This window comes from Bradyrhizobium sp. USDA 4354, from assembly GCF_054060315.1.
Genome location: NZ_JBSSDC010000001.1, coordinates 7,048,067 through 7,069,940, shown reverse-complemented (window position 1 = coordinate 7,069,940; position 21,874 = coordinate 7,048,067). Strand labels below are relative to the sequence as shown.

Annotated in this window: 21 protein-coding genes; 18 read left to right on the top strand and 3 right to left on the bottom strand. The window is 63.9% G+C overall.

The features are described from left to right. Together ACVIIV_RS32865 and ACVIIV_RS32860 are read right to left on the bottom strand one after the other, a co-directional pair. Positions 1–981, bottom strand: a complete 981-nt coding sequence (locus ACVIIV_RS32865) for an ABC transporter permease (protein WP_456747887.1) — start codon at positions 979–981, stop codon at positions 1–3. 104 nt (positions 982–1,085) lie between these two features. Further along, entirely contained in the window at positions 1,086–2,681 is a 1,596-nt protein-coding gene (locus tag ACVIIV_RS32860; protein WP_456747886.1) for an ABC transporter substrate-binding protein, read from the bottom strand. 305 nt (positions 2,682–2,986) lie between these two features. Between ACVIIV_RS32860 and ACVIIV_RS32855 the strand changes: the two genes are divergently transcribed. From ACVIIV_RS32855 to ACVIIV_RS32830, 6 genes are all read left to right on the top strand, one after another. Beyond that, the gene (locus tag ACVIIV_RS32855) at positions 2,987–3,244 is read left to right on the top strand and encodes a DUF6489 family protein (RefSeq protein WP_035710680.1); all 258 of its coding nucleotides are present in this window, start codon (positions 2,987–2,989) and stop codon (positions 3,242–3,244) included. Beyond that, the gene (locus tag ACVIIV_RS32850) at positions 3,244–4,044 is read left to right on the top strand and encodes an esterase/lipase family protein (protein ID WP_456747885.1); all 801 of its coding nucleotides are present in this window, start codon (positions 3,244–3,246) and stop codon (positions 4,042–4,044) included. Before ACVIIV_RS32855 ends, ACVIIV_RS32850 begins: the two co-directional genes overlap by 1 nt. Positions 4,045–4,089: 45 nt before the next feature. Then, positions 4,090–5,640: a WS/DGAT/MGAT family O-acyltransferase gene (locus tag ACVIIV_RS32845; protein ID WP_456747884.1), complete on the top strand. Its 1,551-nt coding sequence runs from the start codon at positions 4,090–4,092 to the stop codon at positions 5,638–5,640. Positions 5,641–5,650: 10 nt separating this feature from the next. After that, positions 5,651–6,646, top strand: a complete 996-nt coding sequence (locus tag ACVIIV_RS32840; RefSeq protein WP_456747883.1) for an alpha/beta fold hydrolase — start codon at positions 5,651–5,653, stop codon at positions 6,644–6,646. Positions 6,647–6,769: 123 nt separating this feature from the next. After that, positions 6,770–10,009, top strand: coding sequence for a bifunctional cytochrome P450/NADPH--P450 reductase (locus ACVIIV_RS32835; protein ID WP_456747882.1), 3,240 nt, complete (start codon positions 6,770–6,772; stop codon positions 10,007–10,009). Between the two features lie 30 nt (positions 10,010–10,039). Continuing rightward, complete coding sequence (locus ACVIIV_RS32830) at positions 10,040–10,714, top strand: spermidine synthase (protein ID WP_456747881.1); 675 nt, start codon at positions 10,040–10,042, stop codon at positions 10,712–10,714. On the opposite strand, the gene ACVIIV_RS32825 is transcribed toward ACVIIV_RS32830, so the two are convergent. Next, positions 10,711–11,625, bottom strand: a complete 915-nt coding sequence (locus tag ACVIIV_RS32825) for an alpha/beta fold hydrolase (protein ID WP_456747880.1) — start codon at positions 11,623–11,625, stop codon at positions 10,711–10,713. The genes ACVIIV_RS32830 and ACVIIV_RS32825 overlap by 4 nt on opposite strands. 162 nt (positions 11,626–11,787) lie before the next feature. Here ACVIIV_RS32825 and ACVIIV_RS32820 point away from each other — a divergent pair, with 162 nt between their 5' ends. The 12 genes from ACVIIV_RS32820 (at position 11,788) to paaE (ending at position 21,850) form a co-directional block, all read left to right on the top strand. Further along, a complete protein-coding gene (locus ACVIIV_RS32820) occupies positions 11,788–12,168 on the top strand; it encodes a hypothetical protein (protein ID WP_456747879.1) in 381 nt (126 codons plus the stop codon). After that, complete coding sequence (locus tag ACVIIV_RS32815; protein ID WP_456747878.1) at positions 12,165–13,247, top strand: PHA/PHB synthase family protein; 1,083 nt, start codon at positions 12,165–12,167, stop codon at positions 13,245–13,247. Before ACVIIV_RS32820 ends, ACVIIV_RS32815 begins: the two co-directional genes overlap by 4 nt. After that, entirely contained in the window at positions 13,244–13,837 is a 594-nt protein-coding gene (locus tag ACVIIV_RS32810) for an N-acetyltransferase family protein (protein ID WP_456747877.1), read from the top strand. Before ACVIIV_RS32815 ends, ACVIIV_RS32810 begins: the two co-directional genes overlap by 4 nt. A 262-nt stretch (positions 13,838–14,099) precedes the next feature. Continuing rightward, on the top strand, positions 14,100–14,555 hold the full coding sequence (locus ACVIIV_RS32805; RefSeq protein WP_456747876.1) for a phasin: 456 nt from the start codon (positions 14,100–14,102) through the stop codon (positions 14,553–14,555). A 244-nt stretch (positions 14,556–14,799) separates the two neighbouring features. After that, positions 14,800–16,086 carry a DUF445 domain-containing protein gene (locus ACVIIV_RS32800; RefSeq protein ID WP_456747875.1) on the top strand — a complete coding sequence of 429 codons (1,287 nt, stop codon included), beginning with the start codon at positions 14,800–14,802 and terminating at the stop codon, positions 16,084–16,086. Positions 16,087–16,283: 197 nt separating this feature from the next. Further along, positions 16,284–17,054: an esterase/lipase family protein gene (locus ACVIIV_RS32795; RefSeq protein ID WP_456747874.1), complete on the top strand. Its 771-nt coding sequence runs from the start codon at positions 16,284–16,286 to the stop codon at positions 17,052–17,054. Positions 17,055–17,258: 204 nt separating this feature from the next. Further along, on the top strand, positions 17,259–18,125 hold the full coding sequence (gene paaX / locus ACVIIV_RS32790) for a phenylacetic acid degradation operon negative regulatory protein PaaX (protein WP_456747873.1): 867 nt from the start codon (positions 17,259–17,261) through the stop codon (positions 18,123–18,125). Positions 18,126–18,201: 76 nt separating this feature from the next. Next, the gene (gene paaA / locus ACVIIV_RS32785) at positions 18,202–19,194 is read left to right on the top strand and encodes a 1,2-phenylacetyl-CoA epoxidase subunit PaaA (RefSeq protein WP_456747872.1); all 993 of its coding nucleotides are present in this window, start codon (positions 18,202–18,204) and stop codon (positions 19,192–19,194) included. Positions 19,195–19,204: 10 nt separating this feature from the next. Further along, on the top strand, positions 19,205–19,492 hold the full coding sequence (paaB, locus tag ACVIIV_RS32780) for a 1,2-phenylacetyl-CoA epoxidase subunit PaaB (protein WP_015687593.1): 288 nt from the start codon (positions 19,205–19,207) through the stop codon (positions 19,490–19,492). Continuing rightward, positions 19,492–20,268, top strand: a complete 777-nt coding sequence (gene paaC, locus ACVIIV_RS32775) for a 1,2-phenylacetyl-CoA epoxidase subunit PaaC (protein ID WP_456747871.1) — start codon at positions 19,492–19,494, stop codon at positions 20,266–20,268. The genes paaB and paaC overlap by 1 nt, the downstream gene beginning before the upstream one ends. After that, complete coding sequence (gene paaD / locus ACVIIV_RS32770; RefSeq protein WP_456747870.1) at positions 20,262–20,765, top strand: 1,2-phenylacetyl-CoA epoxidase subunit PaaD; 504 nt, start codon at positions 20,262–20,264, stop codon at positions 20,763–20,765. The genes paaC and paaD overlap by 7 nt, the downstream gene beginning before the upstream one ends. Before the next feature lie 2 nt (positions 20,766–20,767). Beyond that, positions 20,768–21,850, top strand: coding sequence for a 1,2-phenylacetyl-CoA epoxidase subunit PaaE (paaE, locus tag ACVIIV_RS32765; protein ID WP_456747869.1), 1,083 nt, complete (start codon positions 20,768–20,770; stop codon positions 21,848–21,850). The last annotated feature ends 24 nt before the right edge of the window (positions 21,851–21,874 follow it).

Sequence of the window (21,874 nt, the reverse complement as noted above, 5' to 3'; positions counted from 1 at the left end):
TTAGGCGGCGCGACCGACGGTCGAGCGCAGGCGCGGATCGACCACGGTGTAGAGGATGTCGACCACCAGATTGATGGTGACGAAAATCAGCGAAACCATCAGCAGGTAGGCGGCCATGATCGGGATATCGACGTTTTGCACGGCCTGGACGAACAGAAGTCCCATGCCTGGCCATTGGAACACGGTTTCGGTGATGATCGAAAATGCAATAACCGAGCCAAACTGAAGACCGGCGACCGTGATCACGGGAATCAGCGTGTTCTTCAGCGCGTGGCCGAAATGGATGGCGCGGGTGGTCAGCCCCCGGGCGCGAGCGAAGCGGATATAGTCAGTTCGCAACACTTCCAGCATCTCGGCGCGCACCAGCCGCATGATCAGGGTCATCTGGAACAGGCCGAGCGTGATCGAGGGCATGATCAGTGCCTTCAGTCCGGACAGCGTGAGCAGGCCCGTCGTCCACCAGCCGAGCTTGACCACTTCACCGCGGCCGAACGAGGGCAACCAGCCCAATGTCACCGCGAACAGGTAGATCAGGAGGATGCCGATCAGGAAAGTCGGCAGCGAGATGCCGATCAGTGAGACCGCCTGGAATAGCTTGGCGAGCACGGTGTCGCGCTTGAGCGCGGAGTAGACGCCCATGAGGATGCCGAACACCATCGCAAACACCGTCGCACAGATCGCAAGCTCCAGTGTCGCGGGCATGCGCTCGCTGAGCAGCGCCGAGACTGGCTGGCGGAATTGGTAGGAGACGCCGAATTTGAACTGCGCGGCATCCGCGAAATAACGCACGAACTGCACCGGCACGGGATCGTCGAGGCCGAGCGACTTGCGCACGATCGCGCGTTCGGCCGCCGATGTGTCGATGGAGACGATCTGGTTGACGGGATCGCCGGCGAAACGGAACATCGAGAACGCGATGATGCCGACGGCGAACATGACGCCGATGGCCTGAACGGCACGGCGAAGAGTGAAAGCGAGCATGCCTTCCACTTTCCTTGGGTCTACATACGGCCGACGCCCTTGTCAGCCGGAAAAGGAAAGGTCCCGGAGGCCTGACGCTGCCGGGACCTCGTGTTCAACCGACGCTATTCCTTCTTGGTTGCCCAGTGGAACATGACCAGGTTGTCAGCGCGCTGCGGCAGGTTGACCTTCTTCGAGACGCCCCAGGCGAGCGCCTGCTGGTGCAGCGGGATGTAGGACCAGTCCTTGTTGCCGATCTCATAGGCCTGCTTGATCAGCTGGTTTCGCTTGGCGGTGTCGGCTTCGACCAGCACCTTGTCGGTGATGGCATCGAACTCCTTGTTGCAATAGCCGCCGAGATTGGCCTCGCCTCGCGACGATTTCGCATCGTCACGACAACCCATGATGTCGTAGAGCACGTTGTGGGAGTCCATCGTGCTCGGGGTCCAGCCCAGGAGATAGAACGAGGTCTGGTAGCCGCCTTGCTTCAGCACCTTGGCGAAGTATTGTGCCTTCGGCTGCGCCAGCAGATTGATCTTGACGCCGATGCGGGCGAGCATGCCGACGACGGCCTGGCAGATCGCGGCGTCGTTGACGTAGCGATCGTTCGGGCAGTCCATAGTGACCTCGAAGCCATCGGGGTAACCGGCCTCGGTCAGCAGCTTCTTGGCGCCGTCAGGATCGAATTTCGGCCGCGTGAACTCCTTGGACAGCACGAACAGCTCCGGCGCGATCATCAGCGCCGAGGGCGTCGACAGCCCGCGCATCACGCGCGTCTTGATCAGCTCGATGTCGATCGCCTTGTAGAAGGCCTCGCGAACACGGACGTCCTTGAAGGGGTTCTTGCCCTTGATATTGGAGTAGAGCAGCTCGTCACGCATCTGATCGAAGCCGATGAAGATGGTGCGCAGCTCCGGCCCCTTGAGCACCTGGGCATTCGGGCTGGAATCGACGCGGGAGATGTCCTGGATCGGCACCGGCTCGATGACGTCGACTTCGCCCGAGAGCAGCGCGGCGACGCGGGTGGCGTCGGAAGCGATCGGGGTGAAGATGATCTCCTTCAGATTACCTTCGACCTTGCCCCAGTAGTTGGGATTGGCCTTGAACACCGTCTTCACGCCGGGCTGATGGCTTTCGATGATGAAGGGGCCGGTGCCATTCTCGTGCAGCGAGGCGTAGCTCGGCGTGGTCGCCGCCACCGGCGTCGGATCGACGACGTTGTTCTCCTCGGCCCATTTCTTGTCCATGATGTACCAGACATCCCACGCGTTATGCAGGATGGGATTGGGCGAGGGCAGGATGAAGTCGACGGTGTAGTCGTCGACCTTCACGACCTTGACGTCGGGCGCAAGGCGGGTCTGCATGTTGGACCCCTTCTTGCGGACGCGATCGGCCGAGAACACCACGTCATCGGCGGTGAAGGGGTCGCCATTGTGGAATTTCACGCCCTTACGCAAATGGAAGCGCCAGCGGGTCGGTTCCGGAGTTTCCCAGCTTTCCGCCAGCGCCGGGATGATCTTGAGATCCTTGTCGCGCGCGGTCAGACCTTGATAGACGTGGCCGAGATGGGCGTGGGTGGTGCTCTCGTTGAGCGTATAGGGGTCGAGCGACTTCAGGTCACCCTGGTTGGCATAACGTAGCGTCTGGCTCGACGCCGGCGAGACCGTCAACGCAAACGTTCCGGCGAGCGTCGCCGCAAACAGACTTCGACCGACTGACATTCTTGACCCTCTCCACACCGCCACGCCGGTGATTTTTGATTGTTCGGCGAGGCTGACTGATCCATGTTGCCCAGAGTTCTCGACCCGTGCAAGCGCCATTCCAGCAAGGAACGCGCCAAGTTGCGCCGCTGTGCAGCAATGCTGACCGTGTCGCCCGGCATGGAGGACCGCGCCTTTCGACTTTGGTTGACCATACCGGCTGATTGCAGGACCGGGCATGTCGCGCCGGCATCAGGTCGCTTGCGTTGCGCCACAACTCGCGGCGATACTGCGGGCGGGCCGCTCGAATCTCATATGGAGGGGACATGAAGGTTAACATCGAAATCGACTGCACCCCCCTCGAGGCTCGCCAGTTCTTCGGTCTGCCTGACGTGGCGCCGATGCAGACCGCGGTGATGGACAAGCTGCAGCAGCAAGTTCTCAGCAACATCGAGAAGGTCTCGCCGGAATCCCTGATCCAGAGCTGGTTCACCTTCGATCCCAAAATCGCCGAGCGGTTTCAGGACATGTTCGTCGCTATGGCCGGCCTCGGCGGCACGCGCAGCGGCGACAAGAAGAAATAGTGTCGTCCGGACCGGACGCGGCGCTGGAGTCAGGCCGGCTTCGTCCGCCGGGTCTCGGCCTGCTGCTCGCCGAGGCCCGTGGACTATTCGAATTGAATGCGAGCCTGCTGCTGTCGCCCCTCCTGATGCGCGCGCCGAGGGGGGACGGCCATCCGGTGCTGGCGCTGCCGGGCTTTCTCGCCAGCGATCTCTCGATGGTGCCGATACGGCGTTACCTCAGCGAACTCGGTTATGAGGCACATGCCTGGCGGATGGGCCGCAATCTCGGCGGGCTTGGGCGGATGCGGGATTCGCTGCGCGCCCGTTTGACCGAAATCCATGCCGCCACGGGGCGCAAGGTCAGCCTGGTCGGATGGAGCCTCGGCGGCGTCTATGCCCGCGATCTCGCACTTTGGGCACCCGACAAGGTCCGTTACGTCGTCACGCTCGGCAGCCCTTTTGCCAACGACGTGCGGGCGACCAATGCCACGCGGCTCTACGAGGCGATGTCCGGCGAGAGGGTGGAGGATTTTGCGGAAGCGCGCGAGGCGATTGCCGGCGATCTGCCGGTGCCGACGACGTCGATCTATTCGCGCGCTGACGGCGTCGTGAACTGGCGGACCTGTCTGCTCCGCCCCTCCGACCGCGCCGAGAATATCGAGGTGCACCTGGCGAGCCATATCGGGCTCGGGGTGAACCCGGCGGCGCTGTGGGCCGTGGCGGACCGCCTGGCGCAACCGGAGGGAGAATTTTCCCCATTTGACCGGGCCGGGCCGTTTGCCATTGCATATGCCCCGCCGGAACAGGCAGTATCGGCCTGACGAGAAGCGCCGCCTAAGGCGCCCGTCACATCTCGGGAGGGAACTATGGCTGACGGGAAGAAGCTGTCGTCGCTGGACGCGTCGTTTCTCTATCTGGAAACGCCGGAGATGCCGATGCACGTCGGGAGCATGGCGATCTTTCGCCTGCCCGACGACTACAAGGGCGACTTCTTCGAAGACTTCAAGGCGATGATCGTCTCGCGCCTGCACATCGCGCCGATCCTGAAAGCGCGGCTGGAGAAGGCGCCGCTCGACATCGACCACCCCTCCTGGGTCGAGGACGACCAGTTCGACATCGACCGTCACATTTTCCGCGCCAGCCTGCCGCAGCCGCGCGACCGCGCCACGCTCGAGCGCATCGTCGGCTGGATGCACGCCAAGCTCTTGAACCGCGCGCGCCCGCTCTGGGAATTCTACGTGTTCGAGGGCATGAAGGACAACGAGGTCGGGCTCTATTCCAAGATGCACCATGCCGCGATCGATGGCGGCGCCGGCGCAGCGCTGACCAACATGATCTACGACATCTCGCCGATCCCGCGGAAGGTCGAGCCGCCGGCGGCTGGAAGCAAGCCGGGACAGGAGCCGCGCGACATCGCTGCGAACCTGCTGGATTCCTATCAGCAGCTGTTCAGCCAGCCGCTCGATGCTTCGCAAGCGGCGAAGAATCTGCAGCTGCCACGCACCGGCAAGAGCGACATCGGCTCGATCCTGTTCGACAATGCGATGTACCAGATCGAGAGCGCGGTGCGCTTTGCCGGCAACATCCCGACCGTGCTCAAGAGCGTCTCCGACGTGCTCGGCAAGGTCGCCGATCCCAAATCGCGCGAGAGCCTCGCCAGCATGGTGTCGCCGCCGACCATGCTGAACAAGACGATCTCGTCGGAGCGGAGCTTTGCCGGCGTGTCGATTTCGCTGTCGCGGGCCAAAGCGCTGGCCAAGCAGGCCGGCGGCAAGCTCAACGACGTCGTGCTGGCGCTGGCCTCCGGCGTGGTCCGCCGCTATCTCCTGCAATATGGCACGCTACCGGCGAAATCCCTGACCGCCGCCGTGCCGATCTCGCTGCGCGAGGAGGGCAACACCGAAGCCAACAACCAGGTGTTCGGCATGATCTGTTCGATCGCGACCAACATCGCCGATCCCAAGGCGCGGCTGGAGGCGATCATCGCGCAATCGACCAAGTCCAAGGAGATGTCGCATCCCTTGCGCGCCTTGATGCCGCAGGTCTCCAACATCTCGATGCTTGGCGCGCCGATCATGGTGCAGATCCTGGCGCTGCTCTACAGCCGATCCAACCTGTCGGACGTGCTGCCGCCCGCCGCCAACATCACGGTCTCCAACGTGCCCGGGCCGCGGCAGACGCTGTACGCCGCTGGCGCCGAGCTATTGCACATCTTCCCGGTGTCGATCGCGACGCATGGTCAGGCGCTCAACATCACCGTGCAGAGTTATCGCGACCAGCTCGATTTCGGCTTCATCGTCGGCGCCAACATCATCCCGCATGTGCAGGTGATGTGCGACATGCTGCCCGAGGAGTTCGCCGCGCTGGAGGCGGCCTACGCGCCGCCGGCCGCCGATATCAAGGGCGCTGCGGAGTAGGAATTTTGCAATGATCGAGATGCCGCCACTGAAGTTCGTGCAGACGAACGGAATCCGTATGGGCTATTACGAGGCCGGCCCACAGAGCGACAAGCCGCCGATGGTGCTGTGCCATGGCTGGCCGGAGCTCGCCTTCTCCTGGCGCCATCAGATCAAGGCGCTGAGCGAAGCCGGCATCCGCGTGATCGCACCCGACCAGCGCGGCTATGGCGCGTCGGACCGGCCCGAGCCCGTCGAAGCCTACGACATCGAACATCTGACGGGTGATCTGGTCGGCCTGCTGGATCATCTGAAGATCGACAAGGCCATCTTTGTCGGCCACGATTGGGGCGGCTTCATCGTCTGGCAGATGCCGCTGCGGCACATCGATCGGGTGGCCGGCGTGGTCGGTGTCAATACGCCTCACACCGATCGCGCGTGGGCCGATCCGATCGAGCTGTTGCGCGCGCGCTTCGGCGACAAGATGTACATCGTGCAATTCCAGGATCCCGCGCGCGAGCCTGACAGGATATTCGGCAGCCGCGTCGAACAGACCTTCGATGCGTTCATGCGTAAGCCGGTGCCGCGCCCGGCTGAGGCGCCGCCGGAGGAGGTGGTTGCCGGTGTCGGCGCCTCGCCGCGGCTCAATCTGGCATTTCCCCAGATGATTGCCGGTTATGACGCGAAGCACGATCCGCGTACGCCGATCCTGTCGTCGGAGGAGAAGAAAGTCTTCGTCGATACCTTCACCAGAACCGGCTTCACCGGCGGCATCAACTGGTACCGCAACATGTCGCGCAACTGGACGCGTGCCGAAGGGCTCGATCATACGGTCCGCGTGCCGTCGCTGATGATCATGGCCGAGAATGACGCGGTGTTGCCGCCGTCCTCCGCCGATGGCATGGAGAAGCTGATTCCCGATCTCGAAAAATATCTCGTCAAGGACAGCGGCCATTGGACGCAGCAGGAGAAGCCGGAAGAGGTCAGCGCCAAGCTGATCGAATGGCGTAGAAGGCGGTTTGGCTAGCTCGTCATTGCGAGCGAAGCGAAGCAATCCAGGAATGTGTCCGCGGAGACACTCTGGATTGCTTCGTCGCAAGGGCTCCTCGCAATGACGAGGTGACTGTCGATGCAGGGGGAAGCGCATTTAATGTCGTCATCCAAGAACCGTCTGGATCCGATCCCGCATCCGCCGACCAAGCCGGTGGTCGGCAACATGCTGTCACTGGACTCGGCCGCTCCGGTGCAGCACCTGACGCGGCTTGCCAAGGAGCTCGGACCGATCTTCTGGCTCGACATGATGGGCTCACCGATCGTTGTCGTCTCGGGCCACGATCTCGTCGACGAGCTGTCCGACGAGAAGCGCTTCGACAAGACGGTGCGCGGTGCGCTGCGGCGTGTGCGTGCGGTCGGCGGCGACGGCCTGTTCACCGCCGATACGAAGGAGCCGAACTGGAGCAAGGCGCACAACATCCTGCTCCAGCCCTTCGGCAACCGCGCCATGCAGTCCTATCACCCGAGCATGGTCGACATCGCCGAGCAGCTCGTCCAGAAATGGGAGCGGCTCAACGCCGACGATGAGATCGACGTGGTCCATGACATGACCGCGCTGACGCTGGACACGATCGGCCTGTGCGGATTCGACTACCGCTTCAACTCGTTTTACCGGCGCGACTACCATCCCTTCGTCGAGTCGCTGGTGCGCTCGCTCGAAACCATCATGATGACGCGCGGCCTACCGTTCGAGCAGCTGTGGATGCAGAAACGGCGCAAGACGCTGGCCGAAGACGTCGCCTTCATGAACAAGATGGTCGACGAGATCATCGCCGAGCGCCGCAAGAGCGCGGAGGCAATCGACGACAAGAAGGATATGTTGGCCGCGATGATGACCGGCGTCGATCGCGTGACCGGCGAGCAGCTCGACGACGTCAACATCCGCTACCAGATCAACACGTTCCTGATCGCGGGGCACGAGACCACCAGCGGCCTCTTATCCTACACACTCTATGCGCTACTCAAGCATCCGGACATTCTCAAGAAGGCCTATGACGAGGTCGATCGCGTCTTCGGCCCCGACGTCAACGCGAAGCCGACCTACCAGCAGGTGACGCAGCTCACCTACATCACGCAGATCCTGAAAGAGGCGCTGCGGCTGTGGCCGCCGGCGCCGGCCTACGGCATCTCGCCGCTGCAAGACGAGACCATCGGTGGCGGCAAGTACAAGCTCAGGAAGGGTACGTTCGTCACCGTCCTGGTGACAGCGCTGCATCGTGATCCCAGCGTGTGGGGCCCTAATCCCGACGCCTTCGATCCCGAGAATTTCAGCCGCGAGGCGGAGGCAAAACGGCCGATCAATGCCTGGAAGCCGTTCGGCAATGGCCAGCGCGCCTGCATCGGCCGCGGCTTTGCGATGCACGAGGCGGCGCTTGCGCTCGGCATGATCCTGCAGCGCTTCAAGCTGATCGACCACCAGCGCTACCAGATGCACCTGAAGGAGACGCTGACGATCAAGCCGGAAGGCTTCAAGGTCAAGGTGCGTCCACGCGCCGACCGCGAGCGCGGCGCTTATGGCGGGCCTGTTGCGGCTGTGTCTTCAGCGCCAAAGGCGCAGCGCAAGCCCACCACGCGGCCCGGCCACAACACGCCGATGCTGGTGCTCTACGGCTCCAATCTCGGCACCGCCGAGGAGCTTGCGACGCGCATGGCCGACCTCGCGGAGATCAACGGCTTTGCCGTACATCTCGGCCCGCTCGACGATTGCGTCGGCAAGCTGCCGCAGGAAGGCGGCGTGCTGATCATTTGCGCCTCCTACAATGGCGCGCCGCCCGACAATGCGACGCAATTCGTCAAATGGCTCGGCGACGACCTGCCGAAGGACGCCTTCGCCGGGGTGCGTTACGCCGTGTTCGGCTGCGGCAACAGCGACTGGGCCGCGACCTATCAATCGGTGCCGCGCTATATCGACGAGCAATTGTCGAAGCACGGCGCCCGCGCGGTCTATCCGCGCGGCGAGGGCGATGCGCGCAGCGATCTCGACGGCCAGTTCCAGAAATGGTTTCCGGCGGCGGCCCAGGTCGCCACCAAGGAATTCGGCATCGACTGGAATTTCACCCGTACCGCGGAGGACGATCCGCTTTACGCGATCGAGCCCGTGGCAGTGACTGCCGTCAACACCATCGTCGCCCAGGGCGGCGCGGTGGCGATGAAGGTTTTGGTCAACGACGAGCTCCAGAACAAGAGCGGCCCCAATCCGTCGGAGCGTTCGACCCGCCACATCGAGGTGCAGCTGCCGTCCAACGTCAGCTATCGCGTTGGCGACCACTTGAGCGTCGTTCCGCGCAACGATCCGACGCTGGTGGATTCGGTTGCCCGTCGCTTCGGTTTCCTGCCCGCTGACCAGATCAGGTTGCAGGTCGCCGAGGGCCGCCGTGCGCAATTGCCGGTCGGCGAGGCCGTGTCGGTCGGCCGCCTGCTCAGCGAGTTCGTCGAGCTGCAGCAGGTGGCGACCCGCAAGCAGATCCAGATCATGGCCGAGCACACCCGCTGCCCCGTCACCAAGCCGAAGCTGCTGAGCTTCGTCGGCGAGGAGGCGGAGCCGCTCGAGCGTTACCGCGCCGAGATTTTGTCCAGGCGCAAATCGGTGTTCGACCTGCTGCTGGAATATCCCGCTTGCGAATTGCCGTTCCACGCTTATCTGGAAATGCTCTCGCTGCTGGCGCCACGCTATTACTCGATCTCGTCCTCGCCTTCGGTCGATGCGGCGCGATGCAGCGTCACGGTCGGCGTGGTCGAAGGCCCGGCCACCTCCGGCCGCGGCACCTACAAGGGCATCTGCTCCAACTATCTCGCCAACCGGCGCGCGGGCGATACGATCTACGCCACCGTGCGCGAGACCAAGGCGGGTTTCCGGCTCCCGGACGATTCATCCGTGCCGATCATCATGATCGGCCCCGGCACGGGGCTGGCGCCATTCCGCGGCTTCCTCCAGGAGCGCGCGGCGCGCAAGGCGAAGGGGGCCACGCTCGGCCCGGCCATGCTGTTCTTCGGCTGCCGCCATCCCGACCAGGATTTTCTCTATGCCGACGAGCTGAAGGCGCTGGCGGCGGGGGGCGTTGCGGAGCTCTTAACTGCATTCTCGCGCGTGGACGGACCCAAGACCTATGTGCAGCATGTGCTCGCCGCGCAGAAGGACAGGGTCTGGCCGTTGATCGAGCAGGGCGCCATCATCTATGTCTGCGGCGACGGCGGCAAGATGGAGCCCGACGTCAAGGCTGCCCTCGTCGCGATCCACCGCGAGAAGAGCGGCAGCGATGCCGCCGCCGGCGCACGCTGGATCGAGGAGATGGGTGCGAAGAACCGGTATGTGCTCGACGTCTGGGCGGGCGGGTGATTGTTCGTCCGATCGTGCTAAAGCTCCCCCATGATTCCCTGGGAAAAGATCGACACCGCCAAAATCCCCGGCTCCGACGAAGAGCTCCGCCTGATGCGACGCGGCAAGGAGTTCTCGATCAAGCTCGGCACCAACGAGCTGATGAACAGCCGCCTTTCTGGCTCCGAGGCCGCGCTCGCCACGCTTGCGGCGAAGCAGATCGAGAAAATCAAGATGCCGGTCGTTCTCATCGGCGGTCTCGGCATGGGTTTCACGCTGCGTGCGGCGCTGGCCGTGCTCGGAGACAAAGCGAAGATCGTGGTCTCCGAGCTTGTCCCGGCGGTCGTCGCCTGGGCACGCGGCCCTATGGCTGAGGTCTTCGGTGACAGCCTCGATGATGTCAGGGTAAACATCCGGGAAATCGACGTCGGCGAAATTATCCGCGCGCAGCGGTCCGCCTTCGACGCCATTCTCCTCGACGTCGATAACGGGCCGGAAGGTCTGACCCGGAAGGGCAATGACGCGCTCTACAATGTGAGCGGATTGGCGGCGGCCAAGACGGCGCTGCGGCCGGGCGGTGTGCTCGCCGTCTGGTCGTCGGGACCGAACCCGGCATTTACCAGGCGACTCCGAAGCGCCGGCTTCGGTGTGAACGAAGTCAACGTCCGCGCGACCGGCAGAGGCGGTGGCGCACGCCACGTGATCTGGATGGCGCGGAAGAGTTAGGCCGCCTGCGCCGCCGCGCCATGCGCATGCTTGTCGATGGCGCCGATGATCTCCGGCCAGAAGCGCATCGGCAGGGCGTGGCCCATGCCCTCGATCATCAGCAGCTTTGCGTTCGGGATCGACGCGGCCGTGTCCTTGCCGCCTTCGGGGCGGACCAGCGGATCGACGGTGCCGTGAATCACGAGCGTCGGAACCTTCACGGCGTGCAGCCGCTCCTTGCGGCTGCCGGAGGCAAGCACGGCGCGGAGCTGGCGGCCGACGCCGGCCGGATTGAGCCCACGTGCGAACACGCGCTCGGCGCGACCAGGATCGAGCGCTTCCTCTTCCGGAAAATGCCCGGCGCGCAGCACTTTCCAGGTCTGGCCGTAGCGGACGATGAACTCCTCCTTGCTGCGCGGCGGTGGTGCCATCAGCATGGCGGCGGCCTCGCGTGTCGGCGGCGGCACGCGCGGATTGCCCGTGGTCGACATGATCGAGGTCAGTGAGCGCACGCGGTGCGGAAACGACAGCGCCACCTCCTGCGCGATCATGCCGCCCATGGACGCCCCGACCAGATGCGCCGAATTGATGCCGAGCGCATCCATCAGGCCGACCGTGTCCTTGGCCATGTCGATCAGCTTATAGGTTGCGGCCACGGGAATCCTGAGGAAGCGCAGCTTCAGCAGCTCGAGCGGCGTGAGGCGCTTGCCCCCGGTGAGATGGCTCGACTTGCCGATGTCGCGATTGTCGAAGCGGATCACGCGGAAGCCGCGCGCGGCGAGCTGCTCGCAGAACGCATCGTCCCAATGGATCATCTGCGCCCCGAGCCCCATGATCAGCAGCAACGGCTCGGCATTGTCGTTGCCGAAAATCTCGTAGCAGATGTCGATGCCGTTGGCGCGGACGGTCTGGGGCGGCTGATGGGCGGTCACGGGTCCCTCCTGCTGATCGATGCTGTATCGCACGGTTTCGTTCCGCGAAGAAGCCGCGTGCGCGACGCCGCGCCCGCTGCTTGCCGGTTGACCGGCACCTCGCAACGGTGTGGTATGGCGAGAAATGAAGGGTGCAAAGCCCTCCACATTGGGAGGACGCTGATGACCGACAAGATCACCGATCCGGTCGCCTTGTGGCAGAAGATGGTTGGCGAGATGGAGAAGGGTTTCAACTCCTTCGCGACCAAGGCGATGGAGACGCCCGAATTCTCGCAAGCCATGAACCGCGCCGGCGGAGTTGCTGCAGGTGCTCAGAAGCAATTCGGAGATCTCATGGAGAAGTACCTGCTCTCCATGAACCTGCCGAGCCGCGAGCAGATGACCGGTATCGCGGAGAGGCTTCAGTCGATTGAAGGCCAACTCGGCGAGATCAAGTCGATGCTGAGCCAGATGTCGGCCAACTCGGGTGCGCAGCAGGCCGGCACCGCTCCGCGACCGCCGCGCACGAAACGTCCGCCGTCCGAAGGCGGAGACCAAAAATGAACGCGCCGACGGGACTTGATCTTGCGTCGATCCCGGAGCGCATCCAGTCCGAGGTGCAGCGCGCGATTCAGCGCAGCATCAAGGGCGTCGAATATTTCTCGACCTCCGGCCCTTCGCTCGGCTCGACGCCAAAGGACGTGCTGCACTCGCGCGGCACCATGAACCTCTATCACTATCGGCCGATGTCGGACGAGATCTACCGCGTGCCGGTGCTGATCGTGATGGCGACGACCAACCGCGGCTACATCCTCGACCTCGTGCCCGGCCAGAGCTTCATCGAGTTCCTGCTCAGGCGTGGCTATGACGTCTACATGCTGGACTGGAGCGCGCCGCGGCCGGAGGAGAAGAGCCTGCGCATGGAGGACTATGTCCTCGACTTCATCCCGGATTGCGTCCGCCGCGTGCAGGCCGATTCCGGCGAGCAGGACGTCTCCGTGATCGGCTATTGCTTCGGCGGCGTGCTGTCGCTGCTCTACGGTTCGATCCACAGGGACGGGCCGATGAAGAATTTGATCTGCTTTACCACGCCGATCGATTTCCGCGAGATGAAGCTGTTCTCGAATTTCTCCGACCGCCGCTATTTCGATGTCGACCGTCTCGTCGACAGCGTCGGCAACGTGCCGCCGGAGATGATCCTGTCCTCGTTCGAGATGCTGCGGCCGGCCTCGCGCACGGTGAGCCAGATCCAGCTCTGGGAAAACATCTGGAACGACGAGTTCGTGAAGTCGTACCGCATGTTCGACCGCTGGGCGACCGACACGCTGCCGCTGGCCGGCGAGTACTTCCGTGCCATCACCAAGGACCTGATGTGGGACAACAAGCTGTTCAACGACACCATGTCCGTCGGCGGTCGTGCCGCCAAGCTCGAAAATATCAAGGTGCCGATCCTGCATGCGGTAGCCGAGCACGACCACATCGTGCCGTATGACGCCGCCAAGCATTTGATCGCCAAGATTGGTTCGGCGGACAAGGAAGAGGTAATGCTGAAGGGCGGTCACGTCTCGCTCGTCGCGGGCGCAAACGCTGTGAAGCGGCTGTGGCCGAAACTGGATTCCTGGCTGGGAAAGAGATCGACATGAGTGAGCAGCGTTCCTATCCGTGCCACGTCAAGGCCGACGCCGGCGATATCGAGATCCGTCTGATGTCGCCCGCGGACGAGGTCGCGGTACTGGCCTTCGGCAAGGGCCTGCCGAGCCATGATCTGCTGTTCCTGCCGCGCAACATCAGTGAGCCGAAGGTGCTGTCGGCTTGGGTCAAGGAGATCGAGCGCGGCGCAATTCAGAGCCTGCTCGCGGTCAGGGACGGCAAGGTCGTCGGCTGCGGCACGCTGGTGCGCGATCCGCACTCCTGGTCGCCCCATGTCGGCGAGATCCGCATGGTGGTTTCGCCCGAGGTCCGCGGCAAGGGAGTGGGCAAGGCGCTGTCGCAGGAGACTTTTGCCCTCGCACTCGGCGCAGGCCTTGAAAAGCTCTCGGTTCAGATGACTGTCGACCAACAGGCGGCGATCGCCCTGTTCGAAAGCCTCGGCTTCAAGGCTGAGGCATTGCTGCGGGACCATGTTCGGGATGTCGACGGCAAGACCCACGACATCGTCGTGCTCGGGCACAACATCGCGCAGGTCCAGGCTCAGATGGAGGCCTATGGGCTGCCAGGCGCCGTCCAGCACTAAAAGCGCCGTCCAGCAGTAAAAGCGCCGTCCAGCACCAAGAGGGTCGTCCAATACTACGCCCGGATCGGGGTCAATCCTCGGAAACCCAGTTGGCGAGGGAGGCATCATGATGCCTCTTGTTAAGGCTATTCACGATTTCGTGATATCGCACTGCAATATGAATATTGCATCGCACAATTAACTCTGCCATATAAGCCATGCCCCGGGCCACTGAGGACGGGGTGAGCCCATAGCTCAGACCAATGAGGATGGAGAGAACCCCATGACCACTGAAACCAACACCGCTTTCGAGGGCTTCAACGACGCCTTCAAGAACATCCAGAACCTGGAAGTTCCCGAGGCCGCCCGCGAATTCGTCAAGAAGACTGCCAACACCGCCAAGGACCGTGCTGCCGAGGTGTTCGCTGGTTCCGAGCGCGTGACCGCCGCTGTCGAGAACGCGGTGACCGAGTCCGTCACGGAAGCCGGCAAGATCAGCCGCAACATCCAGCAGGCGATCTATGAGGACGCCGAGGCGTTCTTCTCGGGCATCGACAAGCTCGCGTCCGCCAAGTCGGTCAGCGAGGCCGTCGAGATCCAGTCGAGCCTCCTCCGCGCCCGCGGCGAAGTGTTCGTCTCGCGCGCCAAGGCGACCGCCGATTATCTCGGCAAGCTCGCCGCCAATGGTGCGAAGTCCGCTCAGGACAATTTCGCCAAGGTCTACACCAAGACCGCCTGATTAGGCCGCCTGAGTAGAAACTGAATTTGAGGCCCGCTTCGGCGGGCCTTTTGTTTTGGTTTGCGTTCCCCGGATGCAGTGCAGCGCGCCCCTGGCGATGCGAAGCATCGTCCAGTGGTGTGGTGCACTGCTGATCCGGGGTCCATCTTGCTTTGGATGTTGCTGGGGTCCCGGCTCTGCGGTGCATCGTTGCACGCTGCACCGCGTCCGGGACACGTGGAGATTGACGCGCTAAGTATCCCCCATGAGTCCACCCCGCACCTTCTCCTTCGACACTCCCGGCGACGCCGAACGCGCGGCCGAACTGCGCCGCGTGAAAGCGCTGGCGACGCTGGTCCTGGCCTCGACGCTTCTGCTCTTCATCGCCGCAAAATGGCTGTTGCCCGTGCACCCCGTGTTCGGCTTCATTGCAGCCTTCGCGGAAGCCGCGACCATCGGCGGGCTCGCCGACTGGTATGCGGTGGTCGCGTTGTTCAAGCGGCCGCTCGGCCTGCCCATCCCCCACACCGCGATCATCCAGAGCAACCAGGCCCGCATCGCCGACAAGCTCGGCGAATTCATCCAGGTGCATTTCCTCGAGGCCGGCCCCGTCGAGGCCAAGCTGAGGGAGATCGATTTCGGCTCCTTCGTCGCCGACTGGCTGCGCGACCGCAAGCGCAGTGACGACCTCGCGCGTTTCGCGCTGCGCCTTCTGCCAGAGGCCGTTTCCGCCACCGAAAGCTCCGGCCTGATGACCTTCATCATCCGCCGCATGTCCTCGCAGCTCCAGGCGATCGACCTCGCCCCGCTCGCGGCCGGTACGCTGCGCGGCTTCGTTGCGGAGGGGCGGCACCAGATCCTGTTCGACGATCTCTTGCGCGTGATGCACGAGACGCTGAACCAGAAGGAAACGATGGCGATGATCCGCGACAAGGTGCGCGCGGAATTGCCGACGCTCCTCAAGCTCTATCGCGCCGACAAGTTTCTGGTGAACAAGATCGTGGCCTCCGCCACCGCCTTTTTCAACGAAGTGCGCAGCGATCCCAAGCATCCGTTCCGCGGTGAGTTCGATCGCATGGTGCTGAGCTTCGTCGACCGGCTCGGCACGGACCAGGCCTATATCGACCGCATTGACGGCTTGAAGCGCGATCTGCTCGCGCGTCCCGAGCTTGCCGATCTCGCGCGCACCGTCTGGGCGAACACGCGCTCGTTCATCGAGCGCAGCGCATCAGGTGAGACGCAGGTGTTGCAGCATCATCTCGCCGGCATGTTCGTCGCTGCTGGCGAGGCGCTCGCCGGCGATGCCGAGCTGCGCGGCGAGATCAACCAGGGCCTGGTGACTGTGCTGCGCAGCTTCGTCGCCGACCAGAAGAGCGGCGTCTCCACCTTCATCTCCGATCAGGTCAAGGCGTGGAATATGACGCAGCTGATTTCGCTGATCGAAATCAACATCGGCCGCGACCTGCAATACATCCGCTTCAATGGGTCGCTGATCGGCGGGCTCGCCGGGCTTGCGCTCTACTCCGCAGAATTCCTGCTTCGATTGTTGTGACTTTTGCGTCACGCCGTTAGCATTAACGCGCGGGCCTATTGTCGCCTCATGTCTCTCCCGCTTGAATGTCGGGAACCGGCCGCCTAGCTGATTCATGTTGCGCTGCGGAACGTTCAAGAAGCCGGCGTATTGGAATTCGTGCCCATTTGCCGGCATCGCTGCCGGCGGCCTCTCAAGTCTTCCCAGGGGAAACATTGATGACCGCAACTGCCCAGACGCTGCGTCCGCCGTCCCGCACCTTGATGTTTCTGGAGGGGCGCGCGATCCACGAGTTCGGCGCATTTCTCGGCGCGCTGCCGCTGCTGAGCCTCGCGCCGCGCGGCGATGGACATCCGGTGCTGGTGCTGCCCGGCCTCGTGGCATCCGATGCGTCGACGCGCGCGCTGCGCGCGTTTCTGACGAGCAAGGGCTATGCGGTGAGCGGCTGGCGTCAGGGCCGCAATTACGGCCTTCGTCCGGGCGTTCAGCACGCGATGGTGGATCTGGTCCAGGAGCTCAGTGACAAGCACGGCCGCAAGATCAGCCTGGTCGGCTGGAGCTTAGGTGGCCTCTATGCGCGTCAGCTCGCCAAGATGATGCCCGAACGCGTGCGCCAGGTGATCACGCTCGGCAGCCCCTTTGCCGGCGATCCCCGTTCGACCAATGCCTGGCAGGTCTATGAATGGGCGAGCGGCCGCCGCGCCGATGAGGTCGATCCGCAGTTCGGCGGCGAGCTCGCCGTCCCGCCGCCGGTGCCGACCACCGCCATCTTCAGCCGCACCGACGGTGTCTGCGCCTGGCAGGGCTGCATGGAGAAGGCCGGTGCCCGGACCGAGAGCATCGAGGTCGAAAGCAGCCATTGCGGCATGGGTCATCATCCCGCCGTCGTCTATGCCGTGGCCGACCGCCTCGCGCAGAAGGAAGGCCAGTGGCGCCCGTTCGATCGCAGCGGCTGGCGCAGCCTGGTCTATCCCGATCCGCATCGGTAGCTTCTTCGCCTCTCCCCGCCTGCGGGGAGAGGCCGGAATTTGCGAAGAGCAAATTCCGGGTGAGGGGGACTCTCCACGCGTCCAACTCTCACCGAATCCGCGGAGGCCCCCTCATCCCGACCTTCTCCCCGCAAGCGGGGAGAAGGAGAAAAGCATCGCTCCCGTCCATTGTCGCGCCCGCACCAAACGCGCTATGCCTCGCGCATGGCGCATCCGCTCTCCCGCATCATCGAACAGCTCAAGCGCGAGCCGTCGCGCACCGGCTCCATCGTCATCACCGTGTTCGGCGATGCCATCGTGCCGCGCGGCGGTTCGGTGTGGCTCGGCACGCTGCTGGAGTTCTTCGAAGGTCTCGACATCGATAGCGGCGTCGTCCGCACCGCGATGTCGCGGCTTGCTGCCGACGGCTGGCTGACGCGCGAGAAGGTCGGCCGTAACAGCTTCTATCGTCTTGCTGAAAAAGGCCGCCAGACCTTCGAGGCTGCCACGCGCCACATCTACGATCCGCCGCCATCGGATTGGACCGGACGCTTCGAGCTGCTGCTGATCGGCAATGGCGAGGACCGCGACGCCTCGCGCGAAGCGCTGCGCAATGCCGGCTTCGGTAGCCCACTGCCGGGCGTGTGGGTCGCGCCGTCAGGTGTGCCGGTGCCGGACGAGGCTGCGGGCGCGATCCGTCTCGAAGTCTCGGCGGAGGACGACAGCGGCCGCCGCCTGCTCAGCGCGAGCTGGCCGCTGGAGCGCACCGCGGATGCCTATCTGAAATTCATGAAGACGTTCGAGCCGCTGCGCGCCGCGATCGCGCGAGGTACGGATTTGTCCGAGGCTGACGCCTTCACCGCGCGGATCCTGTTGATCCACTATTATCGCCGTGTCGTGCTGCGCGATCCGCTGCTGCCGGAGAGTCTGCTTCCGCCGGATTGGCCGGGACGGGCTGCCCGCGGACTCTGCGGCGAGATCTATCGCGCGCTCCTCGCTCCATCGGAACAATGGCTCGACGGCCATGGAACCAATGAGAAGGGGCCATTGCCGCCGGCGCGAAAGCACCTGGAAAGGAGGTTCGGCGTCTGATCTTTATGTTACAGAAATATCTTGCATAAGGCAATTTTTGTTATATATTGTCTCCCAATAAACGGGAGGGATACGCATGTACACCCAGGCGCTGAACACGGCCGAGACCGAGGACCGCGGTCTTGAGGACGCCGCCAGGGCTGCGCAGTTCCAGGCCCGCATCGATGCCGAGGAGCGCATCGAGCCGAATGACTGGATGCCGGCGGCCTATCGCAAGACGCTGACCCGCCAGATCTCCCAGCATGCGCACTCCGAAATCGTCGGCATGCTGCCTGAAGGCAACTGGATCACGCGCGCGCCGACCTTGCGCCGCAAGGCCGCGCTGCTCGCCAAGGTGCAGGATGAATGCGGCCACGGCCTCTATCTCTATGCCGCCGCCGAGACGCTCGGCTCCTCGCGCGAGGAGCTGGTCGACGCCATGCTCGCGGGGAAAGCAAAGTATTCCTCCATCTTCAACTATCCGACGCTGACCTGGGCCGACATCGGCACGATCGGCTGGCTGGTCGACGGCGCCGCGATCATGAACCAGATCCCGCTGTGCCGCTGCTCCTATGGACCCTATGCGCGCGCGATGATCCGCGTCTGCAAGGAGGAGTCCTTCCACCAGCGCCAGGGCTACGAGATCATGCTGACGCTGTGCCGCGGCTCCGACGAGCAGAAGGCGATGGCGCAGGATGCGCTGAACCGCTGGTGGTGGCCGGTGCTGATGATGTTCGGCCCGCCGGATGCCACGAGCCAGCACAGCGACACCTCGACGAAGTGGAAGATCAAGCGCTTCTCCAATGACGAGCTGCGCCAGAAATTCGTCGACGCCACCGTACCGCAGGCGCAATATCTCGGCCTCACCATTCCCGATCCCGGCATGACGCAGGATGCGGACGGGCTCTGGCGCTACAGCGAGATCGACTGGGCCGAATTCAAGCAGGTGCTCGCCGGCAATGGCCCCTGCAATCGCGACCGCCTGGCCGCGCGCCGCAAGGCGCACGAGGAGGGCGCCTGGGTGCGCGAGGCGGCAGCCGCCTATGCCGCCAAGCGCGCGCAGCGTCAAACTGCCCAGGCTGCCGAATAGGGAGATCACGATGGCCACGCCGAACACCCCGCTGTGGGAAGTCTTCATTCGCAGCCGTAACGGGCTCGCGCACAAGCATGTCGGCTCGCTGCACGCGAGCGACGCCACCATGGCCCTGCAGGCCGCGCGCGACATCTACACCCGTCGCGGCGAAGGCCTGTCGATCTGGGTCGTGCCGTCGAGCGCGATCACCGCGAGCGATCCCGCCGAGAAGGGCATGATGTTCGAGCCGGCGGAGTCGAAGATCTACCGGCATCCGACGTTCTACGAGGTCCCTGAGGAAGTGGGGCACATGTGATGGCCGTCGCCAACATCCAGGTCTCCGAAACACCGCTGGTGCTCTACGCGCTGCGCCGGGCTGACGATGCGCTGATCCTCGGCCACCGGCTGTCGGAATGGTGCGGACACGCGCCGATGCTGGAAGAGGACATGGCGCTGTCCAATGTCGCGCTGGATCTCATCGGCCAGGCCCGCGAGCTCTACGCCTATGCTGCCAGGACCGAGGGCAGGGACAACGATGAGGACAAGCTCGCCTATTTGCGCGACGTACGGCAGTATCGGAACCTGCTGCTGGTCGAGCAGCCCAACGGAGACTTTGCCCAGACCCTGGTGCGGCAGTTCTTCTATTCGGCCTTCGCCGATCTCTATTGGCGCGCGATGATGAATTCGCGCGATGCGGCGCTGGCTGCGATTGCCGCCAAGTCGGAGAAGGAGAGCGCCTATCATCTGCGCCATGCCTCTGAATGGATCATCCGGCTCGGCGATGGTACCGACGAGAGCCATCGACGGGCGCAGGCCGCGATCGATCATCTCTGGGCCTTCACCGGTGAGATGTTTGCCGTCGACGACGGCGAACGCGCCCTGGTCCATGCGGGCATCGCCGTTGATCCCGGCACCTTGCGCGGTCGCTGGCTGACGACCCTCTCGGATGTCACCCGTGAAGCAACGCTCAAGCTGCCGCAGAACGAATGGATGCAGCAGGGCGGCCGCTCCGGCCGCCACAGCGAGCATCTCGGCCACCTCCTGTCGGAGTTGCAATCGATGCAGCGAACGTTTCCGGGGCTGACATGGTGACGCTATTGGAGCGCGATAGCGATTTGCGCCAACGCGCCTGGGATGCCGCGGCGAGCGTGGTTGATCCGGAAATCCCGGTGTTGAGCATTGCCGATCTCGGCGTGCTGCGTGATGTCGTTCTCGACGGCGACCGTGTCGAGGTCGCGATCACGCCGACCTACTCGGGCTGCCCGGCCATGAACATGATCGCGCTCGAAATCGAGGTCGCGCTGGAGCGCGCCGGCTTTCATCAGCCCAAGGTCCGCACCGTGCTGTCCCCAGCCTGGACCACGGACTGGATGAGCGAGGAGGGCCGCCGCAAGCTGCGCGCCTACGGCATCGCGCCGCCGCAAGCCTCGAGCTCACGCCGTGCTCTGTTCGGAGAGCAGACGGTGGCGTGCCCGCAATGCGGCTCCGACAAGACCGAGCTGCTGTCCGAATTCGGCTCGACCTCCTGCAAGGCGCTCTGGCGCTGCAAGGCCTGCCGTGAACCCTTCGATTATTTCAAGTGTCATTGACCATGGCCGCAGCCGCACCGCGCTTCCACCGCCTGGCCGTCAGCGATCTTCGCCGCGAGGCATCGGACGCCGTCTCGATGACGTTTGCCATTCCCGGCGAACTCGCTCGTGACTACGCCTTCACGCCCGGCCAGTACCTGACGCTCCGCACCACGCTGGACGGAGAGGAGGTGCGCCGCTCCTATTCGATCTGTTCCGGCCCCGACGACGGTGAGATCCGCATTGCCGTGAAGAAGGTCGATGGCGGCGCGTTTTCGAGCTGGGCAGCCGAAGATCTCAAATGCGGCGACGAGCTCGACGTGATGACGCCGACAGGCCGCTTCGGTGTCGTGCCGCCAGCAGATCGTGCGCGCATCCATGTCGGCTTTGCCGCAGGCTCCGGCATCACGCCGATCCTGTCGATCGTGAAGGGCGTGCTCGCGCGCGAGCCGGACAGCCGCTTCTTCCTGTTCTACGGCAACCGCACCACCGACAACATCATGTTCCTCGAAGCGCTCGAGGAGCTGAAGGACCGGTTCATCGATCGCCTCTCGATCTTCCACGTTATCTCGGGCGAGGAGCAGGATATCCCGATCCTGCATGGCCGGCTTGACGGCGACAAGGTGCGGGTGCTGCTGCGCTCGCTGGTGCCGGCGGCAAGCGTCGATCATGTCTTCATCTGTGGTCCATCAGGCATGAGCGAGGAGATCGAGTCGACCTGCCGCGACCTCGGAATTGCGGACGAGCGCATCCATGTCGAACGCTTCGTCTCCGAATTCGGCGGCAGGCCGCGGCCGAAGACCGCGGTTGCGCCCAACGCGCCGTCGAAGGCGATTGCGTCCCTGATCATCGACGGCAAGCGTCGCGACGTGCCGGTCGCCGAGAATGAGGCGATCCTCGATGCCGCGCTGCGCGCCGGCGTCGATCTGCCCTTCGCCTGCAAGGGTGGCATGTGCTCGACCTGTCGCGCCAAGCTGGTCGAGGGCGAGGCGCCGATGGACATCAACTATTCGCTGGAACCGTGGGAGCTCAAGGCCGGCTTCGTCCTGACCTGCCAGGCCAAGCCGTCCACGGAGCGGGTCGTCGTCGATTACGACCATGTTTGACAGTGTTGACCAACCAGCAGAACA